This is a genomic window from Chromatiales bacterium 21-64-14, assembly GCA_002255365.1.
Classification (GTDB): Bacteria; Pseudomonadota; Gammaproteobacteria; order 21-64-14; family 21-64-14; genus 21-64-14.
In genome coordinates, this window is the sequence record NCBI01000028.1 from 13,390 (window position 1) to 30,929 (window position 17,540).

Sequence of the window (17,540 nt, forward strand, 5' to 3'; positions counted from 1 at the left end):
CCGCCCACTCTGGAGACGGGCCATTCCTGCCGGATGGCGACAGCGTACGATTGCCGCCGTCCTGCGCCTCCTGGATCCGCATGTCGCCCTCCGCGGAGCGACTATCCGATCGCGAACTCATCACCACTCCCCCGATCCGCCCCCAGACTCGTCCGATGAGCGCACTACAGCTTGAACGACTGCCCGAAGGCCGGCATTTCGATCGCGGTGCCCTGCAGCCGTTCGGCGAACGCACGCATGACCTCCTCCTCGCCGTGCACCAGGAAGGTTCGCGCGGGCGCCACACGCCGGTGCCAGGCGAGCAGTTCGTCGCGGTCGGCGTGCGCCGAGAAACCGTTGATGGTGTGGACCCGCGCGCGCACTGGGATCTCCTCGCCGAACAGGTGCACGCTCTTGGCCCCGTCGACGATGCGGCGCGCGAGCGTGCCCCGGGCCGCGTAGCCGACGAACACCACGCTGGCGTCGGCGCGCCACAGATTGTGCTTGAGATGGTGACGCACGCGGCCGCCAGTGCACATGCCCGAGCCCGCCAGGATCACGGCGCCGCCGGCGATGCGGTTGAGCGCCATGCTCGCGGCGCTCTCGCGGGTGAAATGCAGGCCCGGCAGGTGGAACGGATCGCGTCCGCTGCGGAACCACTCGGCGGTCTGCGCCTCGTAGCACTCCGGGTGGCGCTCGAAGATCTCCGTGGCGGCGATCGCCATCGGCGAATCGAGGAACACCTGCATCGAGCGCGGCAGCCGACCCTGGTCGACCCCCTCGCGCAGGAAGTACAGCAGCTCCTGCGCGCGCTCGAGTGCAAAGGTGGGCACGATGACGTTTCCGCCGCGGCGAAAGGTGTCGTCGATCGCCGCGTAGAGTTCCTCCACAGACGGGGCCAGCGGCTTGTGTAGGCGGTCCCCGTAGGTGGTCTCCATCACCAGCGCGTCCGCCTTCGGCGGCGCCGCCGGTGCGCGCAGCAGCGACCGCCCGGCGTTGCCGAGATCGCCCGAGAACACCACGCTGCGCCGGACGCCGTGTTCCTCGAGTTCGAGACGGATGCTGGCCGAGCCGAGGATGTGGCCGGCATCGTAGAACGTCGCCCGCACCCCCGGGCTCACCTCCAGAGGCTCGCCGTAGGCCGACGTGCGCCCGAAGTATTCCAGGGTGTTGAGTGCATCGAGCGCCGTATACAAGGCCTGCGCGGACCCGCCCTTCCCATGCCGCGCCGCGTGACGTGCGTGCCGCGCCGCCTCCTCCTCCTGCAGGTGGGCGGCATCGAGCATCACCACGCGCGCCAGCTCGCGGGTTGCGGCAGTGGTAACGATCTCGCCGCGGAAACCGCGCTTGACCAGCAGCGGGAGCCGTCCGCAGTGATCGAGATGGGCATGCGTGAGCAGCACGCAGTCGATGTGCGCGGCCTCGAACCCGAACGGCTCGGCGTTATCCTCGTCGAGTTCGCGCCCGCCCTGGTACAGCCCGCAGTCGATCAGGATGCGCCGTCCGCCGCATTCGACGAGATGGCAGGAACCCGTGACGCCGCGATCGGCGCCGTGAAAAGAGATTTTCAAGTCACACTCCTCATGCCGGGCCAATCACGACCCCGCGGGCCCCGGCGCGTGGATACCGCGCCCCAGGTACAGCGGTGTTCCGTTCGCCTCGTGCCACTGCACTATCCCCTGCCAGATCTCCTGGGCGTCCTCCGCATACCAGAACAGGTCGCGGTCCTCCGGATCGATCACACCCTCCTCGACCAGGAAATCCACGTCGACCGCGCGCCGCCAGTAGCGCTCGCCCACGAGGATCACCGGCACCGGCCGGATTTTGCGCGTCTGGATCAGCGTCAGCGTCTCGAACAGCTCGTCGAAGGTGCCGTAGCCGCCCGGGAACGCCACCAGCGCCCGCGCCCGCAGCAGGAAGTGCAGCTTGCGGATCGCGAAATAGTGGAACCGGAAGCACAGCTCCGGGGTGATATACGGATTGGGGTACTGCTCGTGCGGCAGCGTGATGTTGAGTCCGATGGAATGCGCCCGCACGTCGAAGGCGCCGCGGTTCGCGGCCTCCATCATGCCCGGACCACCGCCGGTCACCAGCATCACGCGATGATCGTCCGGCCCCGCACCGGCCGCGCCGATCAGCCGCCCGAGTTCGCGTGCGGCGTCGTAGTAGCGGCTCTTGGCGAGCAGGCGCTCGGCGACCGCCAGGCGCCGCTCCAGCTCCGTGTCCCCGGGGTTGTCGCGCAGGAGTGCGAGCAGCTCCTCGACGCGCCGCTGCGCCGCCGCCGGTTCGCGGATACGGGTCGAACCGAATACCACGATCGTATGTTCGACGCCGTAGCGATCGAGCAGTAGCTCCGGCTTCAGATAGTCGATCTGCAGGCGCACGCCGCGGGTGGCGCCGAGGTCCAGGAAATCGACGTCGCGATCGGCCGGACGGTAGGTGGGGCTGTCGAGGATCGCCTGCACGCGACGCGGGGCGTCGGGGTCCTCCTCGGCCGGTTTGGGTGCATGCCAGGGGAGCGGTTCGTGCCGCCGCTGCGGGTGGGCCGGCGCCGGCCGTGCGCGCGCGGCCGGCGGATTGGATGAATCGCGCCTGTCGTTCACCCCTCGCCCCCCGCCCCGACGCGCGGCGCGCGCCCGAGCCGCCGCTCCACCTCCAGCACCTGGCGGGTCGTCGCCAGTACCGTGTCGGGATTGAGACTCATCGAATCGATCCCGATCTCCACCAGGAATTCGGCCATCTCCGGATAGTCGGAAGGCGCCTGTCCGCACAGTCCCGAGTGGATCGCGTTGCGCCGGCAGCCCTCGACGGCGAGGCGGATCATCTCCTTGACGCCGGGATCGCGTTCGTCGTAGTCGAAGGCCACGATCTCGCTGTCGCGATCCACCCCGAGCGTGAGTTGGGTGAGGTCGTTGGAGCCGATGGAGAAGCCGTCGAAGCGCTTGGCGAACTCGTCGATGAGCACGACGTTGTTGGGAATCTCGCACATGGCGTAGACGCGCAGGTCGTTCACGCCGCGCTCGAGCCCGTGTTCGGCCATTGCGGCGAGCACCGCGTCGGCCTCCGCAACGCGGCGCACGAACGGAATCATCAGGATGACGTTGACGAGCCCCATGGCCTCGCGCACCCGCTTCATGGCGGCACACTCGAGGGCGAAGCCCTCCGCATAGGCCGGGTGCGCGTAGCGCGAGGCGCCGCGAAATCCCAGCATCGGGTTGTCCTCGTCCGGCTCGAAGTCGCGCCCGCCGAGCAGCGAGGCGTACTCGTTGCTCTTGAAGTCCGACATGCGCACCACCACCGGGCGCGGATAGAACGCCGCGGCGATCGTCCCGACACCCTCCGAGAGACGCCGCACGAAGTACTCGCGCGGGTCGGCGTCGCCGTGCGTCAGCGCCTGCACCTGCTCGCGCACGACCGGGTCGGAGACCCGCTCCGGATGCAGCAGCGCCATCGGATGGACCTTGATGTATTCGTTGATGATGAACTCCATGCGCGCCAGACCCACCCCGTCGTTCGGGATCATCGCGGTCTGGAACGCGATCTCTGGATTGCCGAGGTTGATCATGATCTCGGTCGCCGGGCGCGGCAACTCCCCGAGGTTGGTGTGCTCGATCTCGAACGCCAGTTTGCCACGATAGACGCGCCCGATATCGCCCTCCGCGCAGGATACCGTCACCTGCGTCTCACCTGCCAGGCGCTCGGTGGCACCGGCCGCCCCGACCACCGCTGGGATCCCCAGTTCACGCGCGATGATCGCCGCATGACAGGTACGCCCGCCGCGGTTGGTGACGATCGCCGCGGCCGCCTTCATCACCGGTTCCCAATCCGGTGTCGTGGTGTCGGCTACCAAAACCTCCCCGGGCCGGAACCGCGACAGGTGGGCCACATCCGTGATGGCCCGCACCGCACCGGCGGCGATCCGGGCACCCACCGCACGCCCCGTCACCAGTACCTCGTCGCGTTCCTTCAGCACGTAGGTCTCAAGCACGTCGCCCTTACGCTGCGAGGCCACGGTCTCGGGACGCGCCTGCACCAGATACAGCGCGCCGTCGGCGCCGTCCTTGGCCCACTCCATGTCCATGGGCCGGTCCCGTCCCGCCTTGGCGCTGTAATGGCGTTCGACCTTGAGCGCGTAGTCGGCGAGCGTCAGGACATCGGCGTCGTAGATGCAAAACCGTGCGCGCTCCTCGGGCGAGGTGGGAATATTGCGTGTCGTCTCGCGGGTGCGCCCGTCGGCGTAGATCATCTTGATCTTCTTTGCGCCGAGCGTGCGGCGCAGCACCGCGCGATGGCCGCGCTCGAAGGTCGGCTTGTGTACGTAGAACTCGTCCGGGTCCACTGCCCCCTGTACCACGTTCTCCCCCAGGCCGTAGGCCGCAGTGATGAATACCACATCGCGGAAGCCGGTCTCGGTATCGAGCGAGAACATGACGCCGGAGGCGGCCAGATCCGAGCGCACCATCTTCATGACGCCGATCGACAGCGCCACTTTGAAGTGGTCGAAGCCCTGGTCGACGCGATAGTGGATCGCGCGGTCGGTATACAGGCTGGCGAAACAACGCCTACAGGCATCGAATAGGTTCGCCAGACCGTGCACGTTGAGATAGGTATCCTGCTGCCCGGCGAAGCTCGCCGTCGGTAGGTCCTCGGCGGTCGCCGAACTGCGCACCGCCACGCTCAGGTCTTCGCCGTACTCCTCGCGTAACTCGTTGTAAGCGGCGCTGATCTCGGCGACAAGGTCCTCCGGAAGGCCAGCGCCGTAAATAATCTCGCGCGCGCGCCGCCCACGCCGCGCCAAGTCCTCCATATCGTTTGAGTCGAGGCCATCGAGGGCCACATGCAGCCCTTCCCAGGCCTGTGCACAGTCAAGCACGTAGTGGTAGGCCTCGGCGGTAATCGCAAAGCCGTTCGGGACCTGGACCCCCTGTGGTGTCAGCTCCCGATACAATTCACCGAGCGAGGCGTTCTTCCCCCCCACCAGCGGCACGTCGTCCAGGCCGATGTCACGAAAAAAGCGCAAATAACGGTAGTTCGTACTCATCAGCATGCCTCCCACGGGTGTCGTTTGCCTCATGCCCGCCTCTCCAGGCCCGGGACGTACTCGCCATGCCGCGCCGCACCGTTCATGCGCAGGCGGTGCAAAAAGGCGCGCTGGGCCGCCTCTACATTGTGTGCCCCGCTGGCCCAGGCCGCCATGACTGGCTCCTGCAGGGCGCGAGCGAAGGAGAACGACAGCTCCCACGGCTGCCCGGCGGAGCCCACGTTCATCGCGTTGAGGTTGGCGGTGGCCTCCTCCGGACCCTGTCCTCCCGACAGGAAATTGATGCTCGGAACGGCCGCCGGTACCGTACGCCGCAGTACCCGCAGGGTCGCCGCGGCGACCTGTTCGGGCGCGGACTTCTGCGGGTGATCTTTGCCCGGGACGATCATACTCGGCTTGAGTACGAGGTACTCAAGCGTCACGCGATGCCGGTGTAACGCATGAAAGACCGCATGCAGGACCGCCTCGCTCACCTCAGCGCAACGCTCGATCGTGTGGTCACCGTCGATCAGGACCTCTGGTTCCACAATTGGGACATAACCCTCCTGCTGGCAGAGGGCAGCGTAGCGCGCCAGCATCTCGGCGTTCGCCTCGATCCCGAGCATCGTCGGGTTACGCTCGCCGACCGGGTATACCTCGCGCCACTTGGCGAAACGTGCACCCTGTTCCCGGTAGCGTCCCAGGCGCTCGGCGAGCCCGTCGAGCCCGTAGGTGACTTGGTCGCCCGGCGCACCAGGCAGCGGCCCCTTGCCTTTGTCCACCTTCACGCCCGGAACCACACCCTGGCGCGCAAGCACCACCGGCAACGGCATGCCGTCATCGGCCGTCTGTCCCAGACTCTCCTCGAACAGGATGACGCCGCTCAGAAACTCGCCGATCCCCGGCGTGATGAACATCAACGCCCGATAGGCCGCCCGGTTCTCCTCGGTGTTGTCCACCCCGACCGCTGCGAAGCGCTTTCCGATCGTCGGCAGACTCTCGTCGGCCGCGAGAATTCCCTTGCCGGATTGCACCAACTGCTCGATGGTCTGCTGCAAACGTTCTTCCGCATTCATCGTCCGTGTCCTCCGTCAGCCCCGCTAGACCCGTTCCACCGGCGGCGCACCGCCCGACCACTCCCGGTACATCCGCACCGCCAGCGCCGCCGAGGCGAGGCGCGCGGCCTGTGGATCCGAACGGGACGTCAGGATGATGGGGACGCGCGCGCCAACGACCACCCCCGCGAGCGTCGCACCGGCGAGGTATTCGAGATCCTTGACCAGGATGTTCCCGGCGACCAGATCGGGGGCCAGCAGGATATCCACATCCCCACATACCTCGCTCTCGATCCCCTTGATCCGCGCTGCCTCCCGTGAGATGGCGTTATCGAAGGCAAGCGGGCCATCTACCACGGCGCCGCCGATCTGACCACGCTGTGCCATCTTGCTCAGACATGCAGCGTCGATGGTCGACGGTATCGTCGGCTTGACCACCTCCACCGTGGAAAGTGCCGCCACCTTCGGTAGCGCGATTCCAAGAAGGCCAGCCAGATCGACCGCGTTGCGGATGATTTCAGCCTTGGTCATGAGATCCGGCATGATATTGATCACCGCATCGGTGATGAGCAGCAGCTTGTGGTAGGTGGCCAAGCCGGCGACGAAGACGTGACTCACTCGCCGCGCCGTGCGCAGGTGTGCAAGCACCGGGTGCATGAGTACGTCGGTATGCACCCAGCCCTTCACCAGGAGCGCGACTCGTCCCTCCTCTACCAGCTGAACCGCCGTCTCGGCCGCCGGCTTACCCGGGGCACTCTCAACGAGCGGCGGGACCGCAACACCGCGACGTTCACACAGCGCCTCGACCGGCGCGCGCGGCCCGACCAGCAGCGGATCGAGCAAGCCCGCGTCGCGCGCCTCGAGCGCCGCCGCAAGCACATGCTCATCATGGGCATCGACCACCGCGGCCGGAACCGGCGGCCCGGAGCGCACATATTCCACCAATGCAGCGAACCGGCCAGCGGCCGTCCCATTGTTCATCGCACCGCGCATCACGTGAGCCCCCCCGGCAGGAAGGGCCGTAGCGTTGTGAGCAGCGCCGCCCGCTGCGCGGCCAGGAGCTCCGCGTCGCGCGCCTCAATGTTGAGTCTCAGCGCCGGTTCGGTGAGCGCGGAACGTGCGTTGAACCACCAATCTTCGTAGTCAACGGTGAGCCCTTCGACCCGGTCGATTTCCCCATCGCCATAGGCCTGCGTCAACGCGGCGAGAGCTCCATCGATATCCATCACTGGTAAATTGATCTCCCCACTCCGCACATAGCGGGATAGACCACAGACGAGCGCCGAAAGCGGTGCATCCGACCCCGCCATCAGGTTAGCCAGCTCGATCAGTGTGCGCAGCCCGTTGTCGGTGTAATAGAGATCCGCATAGTAGTAGTGCCCGGACATCTCGAGCGCAAACTGTGCGTCGTGTTCGCGCATCGCCGCCTTGATGAACGGGCGCCCGACGCGCGTGCGCAGCGTCCGCCCACCCGCCTCGGAGATGGCCTCGCACACCCCTCGCGAGGCGCGCGGATCGCAAAGTATCGTCGCCCCAGGATGTCGCCGTAGCAGTTGGCGCGCCACTAACCCCCCGACTACGTCGGGCGGAACCAGTTCACCGCGCTCGTCAACCACCGCGGCGCGATCGGCGTCGCCGTCAAAGGCCACTCCGAATTCACAGCCGTGGCGGACCACACTACCCGCGAGCGCTTCCAGCGCGTTCGGAGCCAGCGGATCGGGGGAACGGTCCGGAAAGGTTCCGTCCGGATCGAAGGAAATCTCCCACATCCGCACATAGGCGAGGTGCGAGAAGACCTCGCGGGTGTCAATTCCACCCGGACCGTTCCCGGCATCCACCGCAACCTTCACCGGGCGCGGCAACTCGAGGTACGCGCGTAACGCTCCCGCGTACTGGCGCAGGGGACTCGTATAGTGCACCACCGGAGTACACGGGCGATCGAAAACGAACGGCAGGCGCAGCCGACCGCGGACCTGCGACAGGCCATCCTCGATACTCATCGGCACCGCGCCGGCACGGCACAGCTTAAGACCGTTGTACCGCGGCGCTAGATGGCTAGCCGTGATCATCACACTACCGTCGAAACCCTGTGTGGCACCGTACCAGTACAGCATGGGCGTGGTACAAAGACCGATGTGCGTAACGTGATGGCCGCCCGAACGCAGCCCCAGGCTGACCGCCTCGGCCAACGAGCGGGAGGTCACGCGCGCGTCGTGTCCGATCGCGAAACGCCTGTTTCCCTCCGGGCTGATTACGTCACCGTATGCGCGTGCGATGGCGATCACGTTGCCGCAGCACAAAGTGTCGTGTGCATCCCCGCGGATGTCGTAGGCGCCAAAGGCCGCGTCGATTTCGTTACCCGCAAGCGCCGTCGGCGCGTCACGTTCACCGTCCACCATGGCGCTCTCCTGCATGAACGTGCAGCGGCTGGCGCACGGTGCCGAGGAAATTCCGGTGGCGCTGCGCGCGCCACTGCAGGTGTTGATAGACGGCGAGTTTCGCCCAGTCCTCAACGAAAATCCAGGCGATACAGTACATCCAGATGAGTCCGACGGCTGGCCAGCCGATGGGGGCGATCAGCCCCATCGGGTACACCACGAACAAGGTCGCCAGGGCCTTGGTCGCCACTGCCCCCCAAAGCACCAGGGGCGAGGGGTATGGACGCCGCCAGAACGGGCGGCTGGTGCGCGCCACGAACAGCGTCAAGTGGCCAGCGACCGCCAGTTTGAGAAAGATCACCGTTTGGATGTGCGCGACGTCCATGTGCAACCACTCCTTGACAATCACCAGCAGGCCGAATGTCTCGACCACGCCGATCAGACCGAGCACGGTCGACACGGTCAGCACGCGGCGCATTTCCCAGCGCACCGGCTGCGGATCGAGCCAAGCATTGTCATAGGCGATCGCCATGATGGGGACGTCGTTGAACAGCGCCAGGAGGATGATCATTATCGCGGTGATGGGGTAGAAGTCGAAAGCGATCATCGCCGCAACCACGAAGAACATGATGCGGATAGTTTCGGTAATACGGTAGATCGCGTAGGAGTTCATGCGTCCGAAGATGCGCCGCGCCTCCTCAATGGCGTTGACGATGGTCGACAACCCCGGCGCGGTCAGGATCAGCGCCGCGGCGGCGCGCGCGGCGTCCGTAGCCCCCGAGACCGCGATGCCAACGTCCGCCTGTTTGAGCGCTGGGGCGTCGTTCACGCCGTCGCCGGTCATCGCCACCAGGTGACCGCGCGCCTGCAGGGCCTTGACAATGGCGTATTTATGCTCCGGGAACACCTGCGCAAAACCATCCGCCTCCTCGATGCGCAGGCCGGCCTCGGGAGCAAGTGCGCCCGCGGCGTGCCTATCGGGAAACAGCGCCTCGGCAGGCTGTATTTGGTTTCCCAAGCCGAGTTGGTCCGCGATCTCGTGCGCGATGGCAACGTTGTCGCCAGTCACCATCTTTACGTGTACGCCGTGGGCCTCGGCCTGCGCGATGGTCTCCTTCGCATCCTCCCGAGGCGGGTCGAACAGCGGCAGTAGCCCAAGAAAATGCCAATGCCCCGGCTCGTCGGCGCGCGCCACTCCCAGGGTCCGGTAGCCTTTGCGTGCGTACCCGGCGATCTCGCGTTGGGCACGCTCGGCCACCTCGTCCGCAACGCCCGCCAGTTGGAGGATCACCTGTGGCGCGCCCTTGGTAACCGCGAAACGCCGCCCGTCGGCACCGAGCACCTCGGCCTCGGTACGCTTGCCCACCGGGTCGAAGGGCGTAAACTTCTCCTGCGTGTACCCACCCAGGGCGGAGCGCTCGGTGAGCCCCGCGAGCACGGCGAGATCGATGGCATCGGCGTCCTCCTCCTTGGAGGCGAGGGCGCCGGCCAGGATCAGGCTCTGGGCATCCGGCGCCTCGAACAGCGCGGGCTCCCCCAGGGTGAGCTGGTTTTGGGTCAGGGTGCCGGTCTTGTCGGAGCAGAGGACGTCGACCCCCGCCATCTCCTCGATCGATTCCAAGCGCGACACGATGGCCTTGAGCCGCGAGAGCGCCAGCGCCCCAACCGCCATGGTGACCGAGAGCACCGCGGGCATCGCCACCGGGATCGAGGCGACCGTCAGGATCAGGGCGAACTGCACCAGCTCCAACAGCGGGGTGCCGCGGAAAAGCTGCACCAGGATCAGAATCGCCACCAACCCCAGGCTGATGTAGATCAGGAAATCACCGATGGTAAGCACCGCCTTCTGGAAGTGGGAAGCCGCGCCGGCGGTCTGTACCAGCTTCGCGGTCCGTCCGAAGTAGGTATCCGCACCGGTCGTCACAACCAGCGCCACCATCTCGCCCTGCTTGGCCACCGAGCCAGAGTAGGCGACGTCACCCACCTTCTTTTCCGCTGGCAGAGACTCGCCGGTGAGCGCCGACTGGTCGACGTTCAGGTACTCGCCGTCGACCAGCTTGACGTCCGCCGGAACGATGTCCCCCAGCCGCAGGCGGATGACGTCCCCCGGCACGAGTGTGGCGGCATCCACCCCCTGCCAACGCCCGTCGCGTAGCACGCGTGCCCGGAGGGCGAGCTGCTTTTTGAGGGCCTCCAGGGCATTGGAGGCCTTATACTCCTGCCAGAACCCCACTACTGCGTTGAACACCAGCAGCACGCCGATAATGATGAGGTCCGCCCAGTGACGAACCACCGCTGAGAGCACCGCAGCGACTTCGATCATCCACGGGATTGGTCCCCAAAAGTAACCGAAGAATTTGAGCAACGGATGGGCCTTGCGTTCCGCAAGCGCATTAGCGCCGTAGCGCGCGAGACGCCGCCGGGCCTCTTCTCCACTCAGCCCGCCCGGCGCGGAACTGAGGCGTTGGAACAAGTCCTCAGCCGCGATTTGTTCGGCCTCGTGGCTGTCGAGCACTGGGGCGTCCACGAATGAACTTCTCCTTAGCTTGTTTGTTCTGACGGTGAGTAGAAAAAGGTCATCGCTGGCCTTTTTAGACTCACTGCGTCACGTAGCAGGCCTGCGGTTTGCCTCCCTGGGACGTTTAGCAGGCGGTGGTGCAAACAGCCTGCCAATGGTGCGCGGAGCAGCAGGGCTCGCCCCACCGAAAATAGCGCACGCTCGCGCCATACGCCGCTACGCCTCCGGCCCCCTCAGGCCTCCGCGACCATCTCAATGAAACCGCACGGGCACTCATGCGCGCACAGCCCGCAACCCTTGCAGTGCTGATAATCGAAGACGTAGTGACTGCCATCGGAGGCCGTCTCGCGGGTCTTGAGCACCGCCGAGTCCGGGCAGAGCGTGAAACAGTTGTCGCACGCCAGACACTCCCCGCACGAGAGGCAGCGACGCGCCTCGCTGGCCGCCTGTTCGGCGCTCAAACCACGGTCGATTTCCGCGTCGCCGTCGCGTTCGGCCACCGGCAGGACGTACTCGCGGGCGCGCGGCGCGGGCTCGAAATAGGCAAGGTTGAGCCGCTCGATGCCGATCGGGGCGGCGGTATCCGGCGCCGGCGTCGGCGCCGCCCGCAGCCGGCGGTCGATCGCCGCCGCCGCCCGGCGCCCGGCCCCCACCGCCGCGGTGACAGTACCCCCGTGCGGGGTCGCGTCGCCGCCCGCGAACACGCCCGCCAGCGCGGTCGCCCCGGCGTCATCGACCTCGATATGCACGGCTCCGTTCAACAGCGACTCCAAGCCGGCCGGCTCCACCTCCTCGCCGACCGCCGGGATCACCATGTCGACGTGCAGCACCGTCTCGGTGCCTTCGAAGGCCACGCGGCGCAGCCGCCCGGTGGCATCCGGCAGCTTCTTCATATGCACCATCTCGACGCCGACCACGTGCTCGCCGCGCAGGATGAGCCGGCGAACGCCGCGGTGCGCGAGGATCTCCACGCCCTCCTCCCGCGCCTGCACGATCTCGCGCGGGAGCGCGCGCATGGCGTCCTCGGCCGGTATGTCCGGACCCGGCAGACCGTTGTGGGTGATCACGTAGACCTGCGCCACGCCCGCGGCCTTGAGCACGCGCGCGAGATCCATGGCGGTATTGCCGCCACCGATGACCGCCGCGCTCGCCGGGGTCGGGATACGCCCGACCCGGATCCACTCCTCGAGCAGGCCGAGTCCGGCATGCAGGTCGGACGGCACCGCCCCGTCGATGCTCCAGGCCCGGGCGCGCTGCGCGCCGACGGCGAGAAACACGGCCTTGTGACCGCCGCGCAGCTCCTCGAGCGTGAAGTCGCGCCCGAGGCGCCGGCGCGGCTGAAAGTCGATGCCGGGCAGCGCCAGCAGCCGGCCCGTTTCGCCCTCCAGCGCCGCACGCGGCAGGCGGTAGGGCGGAATCGCTGCGGCGCACGCGCCGCCCGCCTGCGCCTCGGCCTCGAACACCGTCACGCGGTGGCCGAGACGCAGCAGCTGCCAGGCGCAGGACAGGCCCGCAGGGCCCGCCCCGACCACGGCGACGTGTGCGGCGCCCGGCGCCAGCGCCGGTGTCGGCAGCGCCCAACCCTCGCGCAGGGCGGCATCCCCGAGATGGCGCTCGACATGGTGGATCGCCACCGCGTCGTCGATCTGCCCGCGGTTGCACGCCTGCTCACAGGGATGCGGACATACCCGCCCCGTTACCGCAGGCAGCGGATTGGTGCCCGCCAGCACCTCCCAGGCAGCGCGCGCCCGGCCCTGCTCGAGCAGCGCCAGATATGCCTGCGGGTCCTCGCCCGCCGGACACGCGTGCCGGCACGGCGCCGGGCGATGCCGGTGCACCGGCCGCTGCACGCGCCAGCTACCAGTGTCCGCCGCCAGACTCGTCCCCGGCGCCGCCGCCCCGCCGCGCGTATAGGTCATCCGGTTCACGGACGGTCCCTCCGCTGCGCGCTCACGCCCAGCGCGCCCCGCCGCGGCGCACGGTATCCGTACCAGCGGTATCCCTGGGGTCGGCGCCGGCGCCGCGCAGCCCGTAGATCTCGATATTGTGGTCCGCCAGCGCCTGCAGATGTTCGAGCTCCTGGCGCGCCTCGGGGGTATCGGCGAACAGGTGCCGGAACCGCGCCTGTACCTTCAGGTAGTCGGTCACCGGGCGTGCCGTGCGGATGGGCATGGTCCCGGTCAGTTCGCCCCGCTCCAGCTCGACCAGCGGCACCATACCGGTCTCGACCGCAAGGCGCGCAACCTCGATGCTCTTGGCCCCGTCATGCCCCCAGCCCAGCGGACACGGAGAATGGATCAATAGAAAGGTCGGCCCCTCCACGGCGACGGCGCGGCGCACCTTCTTGCGCAGATCCGACGGATAGGCCACGGAGGCGGTCGCGGCGTAGGGCATATGATGGGCGGCGACGATCGACAGGATATCTTTCTTCAAGTGACGTTTGCCGAGCCGCGCGCGCCCCGCCGGCGACGTCGTGGTCGCGGCGGCGTGCGGGGTGGAGCTGGAGCGCTGCACGCCGGTGTTCATGTATCCCTCGTTGTCGTAGCACACGTAGAGCACGTCGTGGTGGCGTTCGATCATTCCCGAGAGGGACTGGAAGCCGATATCGAAGGTGCCGCCGTCGCCGGCGAAGGCGAGCACCTTCACCGTGCGCCCCTGCACCTTGAATGCGGCCTCCATGCCCGAGGCCACGGCCCCGGCGTTCTCGAACAGCGAGTGCAGCCACGGCACCCGCCACGCCGACTCCGGCCACGGCGTGGTGAACACCTCAAGACAGCCGGTGGCGTTGGCCACCGCAACCTCGGGACCGGCGGCCTCCAGCACCAGCCGCGCGGCGAGCGCCTGGGCACAGCCCAGGCACGCCCGATGACCGCCCGCGAGCCCCTGGAAGCGCGGCTGACGGTGCCGCAATGCTGCCACAGCGACGTCATCCGGCGACGTCCCGGCGGTGTCCGCGCTCCGATCCTCGTTTTCGCTCATGGTGGGGACTCCGATCCGGCCGGCGACACCGTGCGCGGCCCCGCCTCCGGGTAGCGGTCCGCCTCCGGGAGTCGGTCCAGTTCCACGTCGAGCACCGCGAACTCGCCGCCCCCGGGTGCGAGCGCCGCCTCCACCGCGCGCCGGTAGGTCTCCAACGGCACGTCGCGCCCGCCGAGACCGACGGCGAAGCCGCGCACCGCGGGCGCGGAGGCCGCGCCGTAGAGCGCCGCACGCACCTCGGCTGTGACGATGCCGCCTGCGCCGGGCGACAGCGCCCGCTCCAGAACCACCAGGGTATCCAGGTCCGCGCAGGCCGCGCGCAGCGCCGTGGCGGGGAACGGGCGGAACGCCCGCAGGCGCAGCAAACGCACCGGCGGCAGATCCGGCCACGCCGCACGGGCATCCGCCAGCGTACCGCTGATCGAGCCGAGCGTGAGTACGCCGATGCGCGCCGCCTCCGGCCCGTCTACCTCCAGCAGCCCGCCCCACGCCCGCCCGGTCAGCGCGGCCCAATCGCGGTCCGCGGCCTCGATGTCGGCAGCCGCCGCGAGCAGTGCGCCGTGCTGGCTGTGGCGCGCCTCGGTGAACCACTCCGGCGAGACCAGGGTGCCCAGGCTCAGCGGCCGCGCCGGATCGAGTGCGCGCGTGAAACGCAGCGGCGGCAGGAACCGGTCGACGTCCTCCTGGCTCGGCAACTCGATGGACTCGAGCGTATGGGTCAGGGTGAAGCCGTCCATACACACCATGACCGGTAGTTCGGTGTCCTGGGTGATGCGGAATGCCTGGATGGTGGTATCGACTGCCTCCTGGTTGTCGGCGCAGTACAGTTGAATCCAGCCCGCATCGCGCACCGCCATCGAGTCCTGCTGGTCGTTCCAGATCGACAGCGGCGCCGACAGCGCCCGGTTGGCGCAGGTCAGCACCAGCGGGATCCGCAGGCCGGCGATGTTGTAGAGCACCTCACTCATGAGCAGGATGCCCTGAGAGGCCGAGGCGGTGTAGGCGCGAGCACCGGCGGCGGCAGCGCCGAGCACGACACTGGCCGCGGAGTGCTCGCTCTCCACGCTCACGTATTCGCACGCCAGCGCGCCGTCGGCGACCAGCTTGGCGATGTTCTCGACGATGTGGGTCTGGGGCGTGATCGGGTAGGCGGAAACGACCTGCGGGCGGCACAGGGCCACGGCGCGGGCGATCGCCTGGGAGCCTTCAAGCGCCTGCTGCATCGGCCTCCTCCAGTGCCCAGGCCCGGGGCGGAGGCAGGTTGGCGGCCATCTCGAGCAGGACCTCATTAGCCTCGAGCACACGCCCCCGAAAGCGCTCGCGCAGGGCCCTGCGCAGCGCCGCGATCGGCAGCAGCCCGGTCAGCGTCAGAAACACCGCAAGCAGAGCGGTGTTCGGAACCGGGCGCCCGAGGTGCTCCTGCGCCAGCTGCGTGGCCGCCACCGTGAAGCGCTTGCCCGGAAGGCCCGCGCCGTCGGGGTCGCGGGGCGCGTTGATCAGCAGCCCGCCGCCCGGGCGCAGACCCTCCAGGACTCCCGGCACGTGCAGCAGCGCGGCATCCTGGACGATCAGAAAGTGCGGCCGCGCCACCTGATCGCGGCGCCGGAACACGCCCCGGTCCATGCGCACGAACGCCGCCACCGGCGCCCCGCGCCGCTCCGCCCCGAAGGCCGGAAAGGCGAGCGCATGCCAACCCTCACCGATCGCCGCGCCGGCAAGCAGATAGGCGGCAACGACGTTACCCTGTCCGCCCCGACCATGGATGCGCACTTCGATCACTGACCCACGCCCCATCCTTGCAGCGGCCCGTGCGGTGCCACGAGCCTTACATTATCCTTATGCGCTGGATGGCAATTGACCGACGTCAAGAACACGTCCGATCGGTGGGCACAGCGAACATCGCCGCGAACGGGACGAACCAAGCTGGCCGCACCGGCGCGGGGTCCCCACGGAGGTATCGAACACCGCCTGTGAGATCTTAAAATGGGCCATAGGTCTGGATCACCTGCCGTTTCCCGGTGCGGCCGCTGCTGGCGACCTGATCGCGGTCACCATTCTGAGCCCGTATGTGGTTCCCGTTCTGCTACACTTCCTACTGGTCGTCCGTCGGTAAGCCCCGACGTACGCGCCAAGATCCAGACGATGAGCTGCCAATGCGAAAAGTGATTTTCCGATTGTTTCCTCACCCGCCTCCGCTAACCCACCCTTCTCGCTGGTCTCCTGCTGCGGCTACCGATGCACTCGTCGTGACTGGGCGTGCTTCCTGCGCACGCCTCGATGTCGTGTCCGCTACGCCTTCGGCGCCCTACGGTCTGTGCGCACCATCCCACCGGCGCCTCGGCGTCCCCGCCATCGCGATGATCGCCGGCGAGAAATTGAAGGTGACGGAAACGGCGCCAGTCCACCATAGCTTATCGCCAATCCTGCACTCGCATGTGCCCTATCTGGACTGGGTATCCTGTACGCGCACCAACTCTGAACCGTCATGCATCTTCACATAACCCAGGGTCGACCCTTGCCACTCGGCCCACGGCTCGACGAACACGGCTGTAACTTCGCCTTGTTCAGCCGTAATGCGGCTGGCGTTACGCTGTTGCTATTCACTCCTGCGGAAGCACCCGAGCCGACCGCCATCATCGTGCTCGATCCTGTACTGCACCGGACCGGTGACGTCTGGCACCTATATGTACACGGCATTGCGGCTGGCACCGGCTACGCGTACCGGGTCGAGGGTCCCTGCTCACCAGCAGAGGGCATGCGCTTCGACCCGCGTCCCGTCCTGGTCGATCCATGGGCACAGGCGCTGCATGGCGTGCCGGACTGGGATTTTGCGGCCGCCCGTTGTGCCTGTGACTCTGCGGAGACCCCGGCGGACCCGATCCCGCGCACCGCCCGTGGGGTACTGATCGATCAGACCTTCGACTGGGCTGACGACCGTCGACCCCGACGCCCGTGGTCGGAAACCATCCTTTATGAAACACACGTGCGCGGCTTGACGCGCCACCCAAGCTCCCAGGTCGATCACCCCGGAACCTACCTTGGGCTGATCGAGAAGATTCCCTACCTGCGGGAACTCGGAATTACCGCCGTGGAACTCCTGCCCGTGCAGAGCTTCAGCCCAAATGAATTGCTCCGACACAACCCGATCACCGGCGAACCCCTGCACAACTACTGGGGCTACAGCCCGGTCGCTTTCTTCGCGCCACATGCGCCTTATGCCGTATCCCCCGCACCGGGCGCAGCGGACGCGGAATTCAAGACGATGGTACGCGCCCTGCATGCGGCCGGCATCGAGGTCATTCTCGACGTGGTATTCAACCACAGCGCAGAGGGAGACGAGACGGGGCCGACACTGTCGTTTCGCGGCTTCGAGAACGGAATCTATTATTTGCTCGACCCCGGAGACAGGCGTCGTTATCTGAACTTCAGCGGCTGCGGAAACACCGTCAATTGCAATCACCCCGTAGTGCGCGACCTCATCCTCGACTGCGTCCGCTACTGGGCGACCGAGATGCGTGTCGACGGCTTCCGCTTCGACTTGGCGTCGGTCCTCGGACGTGACGGCGCCGGCAACATCCTGACGAACCCCCCGCTGCTAGAACACATCGCCG

12 protein-coding genes are annotated in these 17,540 nt (G+C 67.5%); 1 reads left to right on the forward strand and 11 read right to left on the reverse strand.

Annotation, left to right across the window (positions count from 1 at the left end; translation table 11 throughout):
* Nucleotides 1-164: 164 nt before the first annotated feature.
* The 11 genes from B7Z66_11955 to B7Z66_12005 all read right to left on the reverse strand — a co-directional run bounded on the left by B7Z66_11955 (nucleotide 165) and on the right by B7Z66_12005 (nucleotide 15,708).
* Nucleotides 165-1,550: an MBL fold metallo-hydrolase gene (locus B7Z66_11955; protein ID OYV75667.1), complete on the reverse strand. Its 1,386-nt coding sequence runs from the start codon at nucleotides 1,548-1,550 to the stop codon at nucleotides 165-167.
* 24 nt (nucleotides 1,551-1,574) lie between these two features.
* Nucleotides 1,575-2,582 (reverse strand): Rossman fold protein, TIGR00730 family, encoded by a 1,008-nt coding sequence (locus tag B7Z66_11960; protein OYV75668.1) that lies wholly within the window; start codon nucleotides 2,580-2,582, stop codon nucleotides 1,575-1,577.
* A complete protein-coding gene (locus B7Z66_11965) occupies nucleotides 2,579-5,020 on the reverse strand; it encodes a phosphoenolpyruvate synthase (protein OYV75679.1) in 2,442 nt (813 codons plus the stop codon). Before B7Z66_11965 ends, B7Z66_11960 begins: the two co-directional genes overlap by 4 nt.
* A 29-nt stretch (nucleotides 5,021-5,049) precedes the next feature.
* Nucleotides 5,050-6,075 carry a fructose-bisphosphate aldolase gene (locus B7Z66_11970; GenBank protein ID OYV75669.1) on the reverse strand — a complete coding sequence of 342 codons (1,026 nt, stop codon included), beginning with the start codon at nucleotides 6,073-6,075 and terminating at the stop codon, nucleotides 5,050-5,052.
* Nucleotides 6,076-6,099: 24 nt separating this feature from the next.
* Nucleotides 6,100-7,035, reverse strand: coding sequence for a phosphate acetyl/butaryl transferase (locus B7Z66_11975; GenBank protein ID OYV75680.1), 936 nt, complete (start codon nucleotides 7,033-7,035; stop codon nucleotides 6,100-6,102).
* Between the two features lie 11 nt (nucleotides 7,036-7,046).
* Complete coding sequence (locus B7Z66_11980) at nucleotides 7,047-8,468, reverse strand: hypothetical protein (GenBank protein ID OYV75670.1); 1,422 nt, start codon at nucleotides 8,466-8,468, stop codon at nucleotides 7,047-7,049.
* Complete coding sequence (locus B7Z66_11985) at nucleotides 8,440-10,959, reverse strand: plasma-membrane proton-efflux P-type ATPase (protein OYV75671.1); 2,520 nt, start codon at nucleotides 10,957-10,959, stop codon at nucleotides 8,440-8,442. The genes B7Z66_11980 and B7Z66_11985 overlap by 29 nt, the downstream gene beginning before the upstream one ends.
* Nucleotides 10,960-11,183: 224 nt before the next feature.
* The gene (locus B7Z66_11990) at nucleotides 11,184-12,869 is read right to left on the reverse strand and encodes a glutamate synthase (GenBank protein ID OYV75672.1); all 1,686 of its coding nucleotides are present in this window, start codon (nucleotides 12,867-12,869) and stop codon (nucleotides 11,184-11,186) included.
* A 31-nt stretch (nucleotides 12,870-12,900) separates the two neighbouring features.
* Complete coding sequence (locus tag B7Z66_11995; GenBank protein OYV75673.1) at nucleotides 12,901-13,929, reverse strand: pyruvate ferredoxin oxidoreductase; 1,029 nt, start codon at nucleotides 13,927-13,929, stop codon at nucleotides 12,901-12,903.
* Nucleotides 13,926-15,152, reverse strand: a complete 1,227-nt coding sequence (porA, locus tag B7Z66_12000) for a pyruvate ferredoxin oxidoreductase (GenBank protein OYV75674.1) — start codon at nucleotides 15,150-15,152, stop codon at nucleotides 13,926-13,928. The genes B7Z66_11995 and porA overlap by 4 nt, the downstream gene beginning before the upstream one ends.
* A complete protein-coding gene (locus B7Z66_12005) occupies nucleotides 15,136-15,708 on the reverse strand; it encodes a pyruvate oxidoreductase subunit gamma (GenBank protein ID OYV75675.1) in 573 nt (190 codons plus the stop codon). Before B7Z66_12005 ends, porA begins: the two co-directional genes overlap by 17 nt.
* Nucleotides 15,709-16,414: 706 nt before the next feature.
* Here B7Z66_12005 and B7Z66_12010 point away from each other — a divergent pair.
* The coding region (locus B7Z66_12010) for a glycogen debranching enzyme (GenBank protein OYV75681.1) at nucleotides 16,415-17,540 on the forward strand (1,126 nt) is incomplete at its 3' end.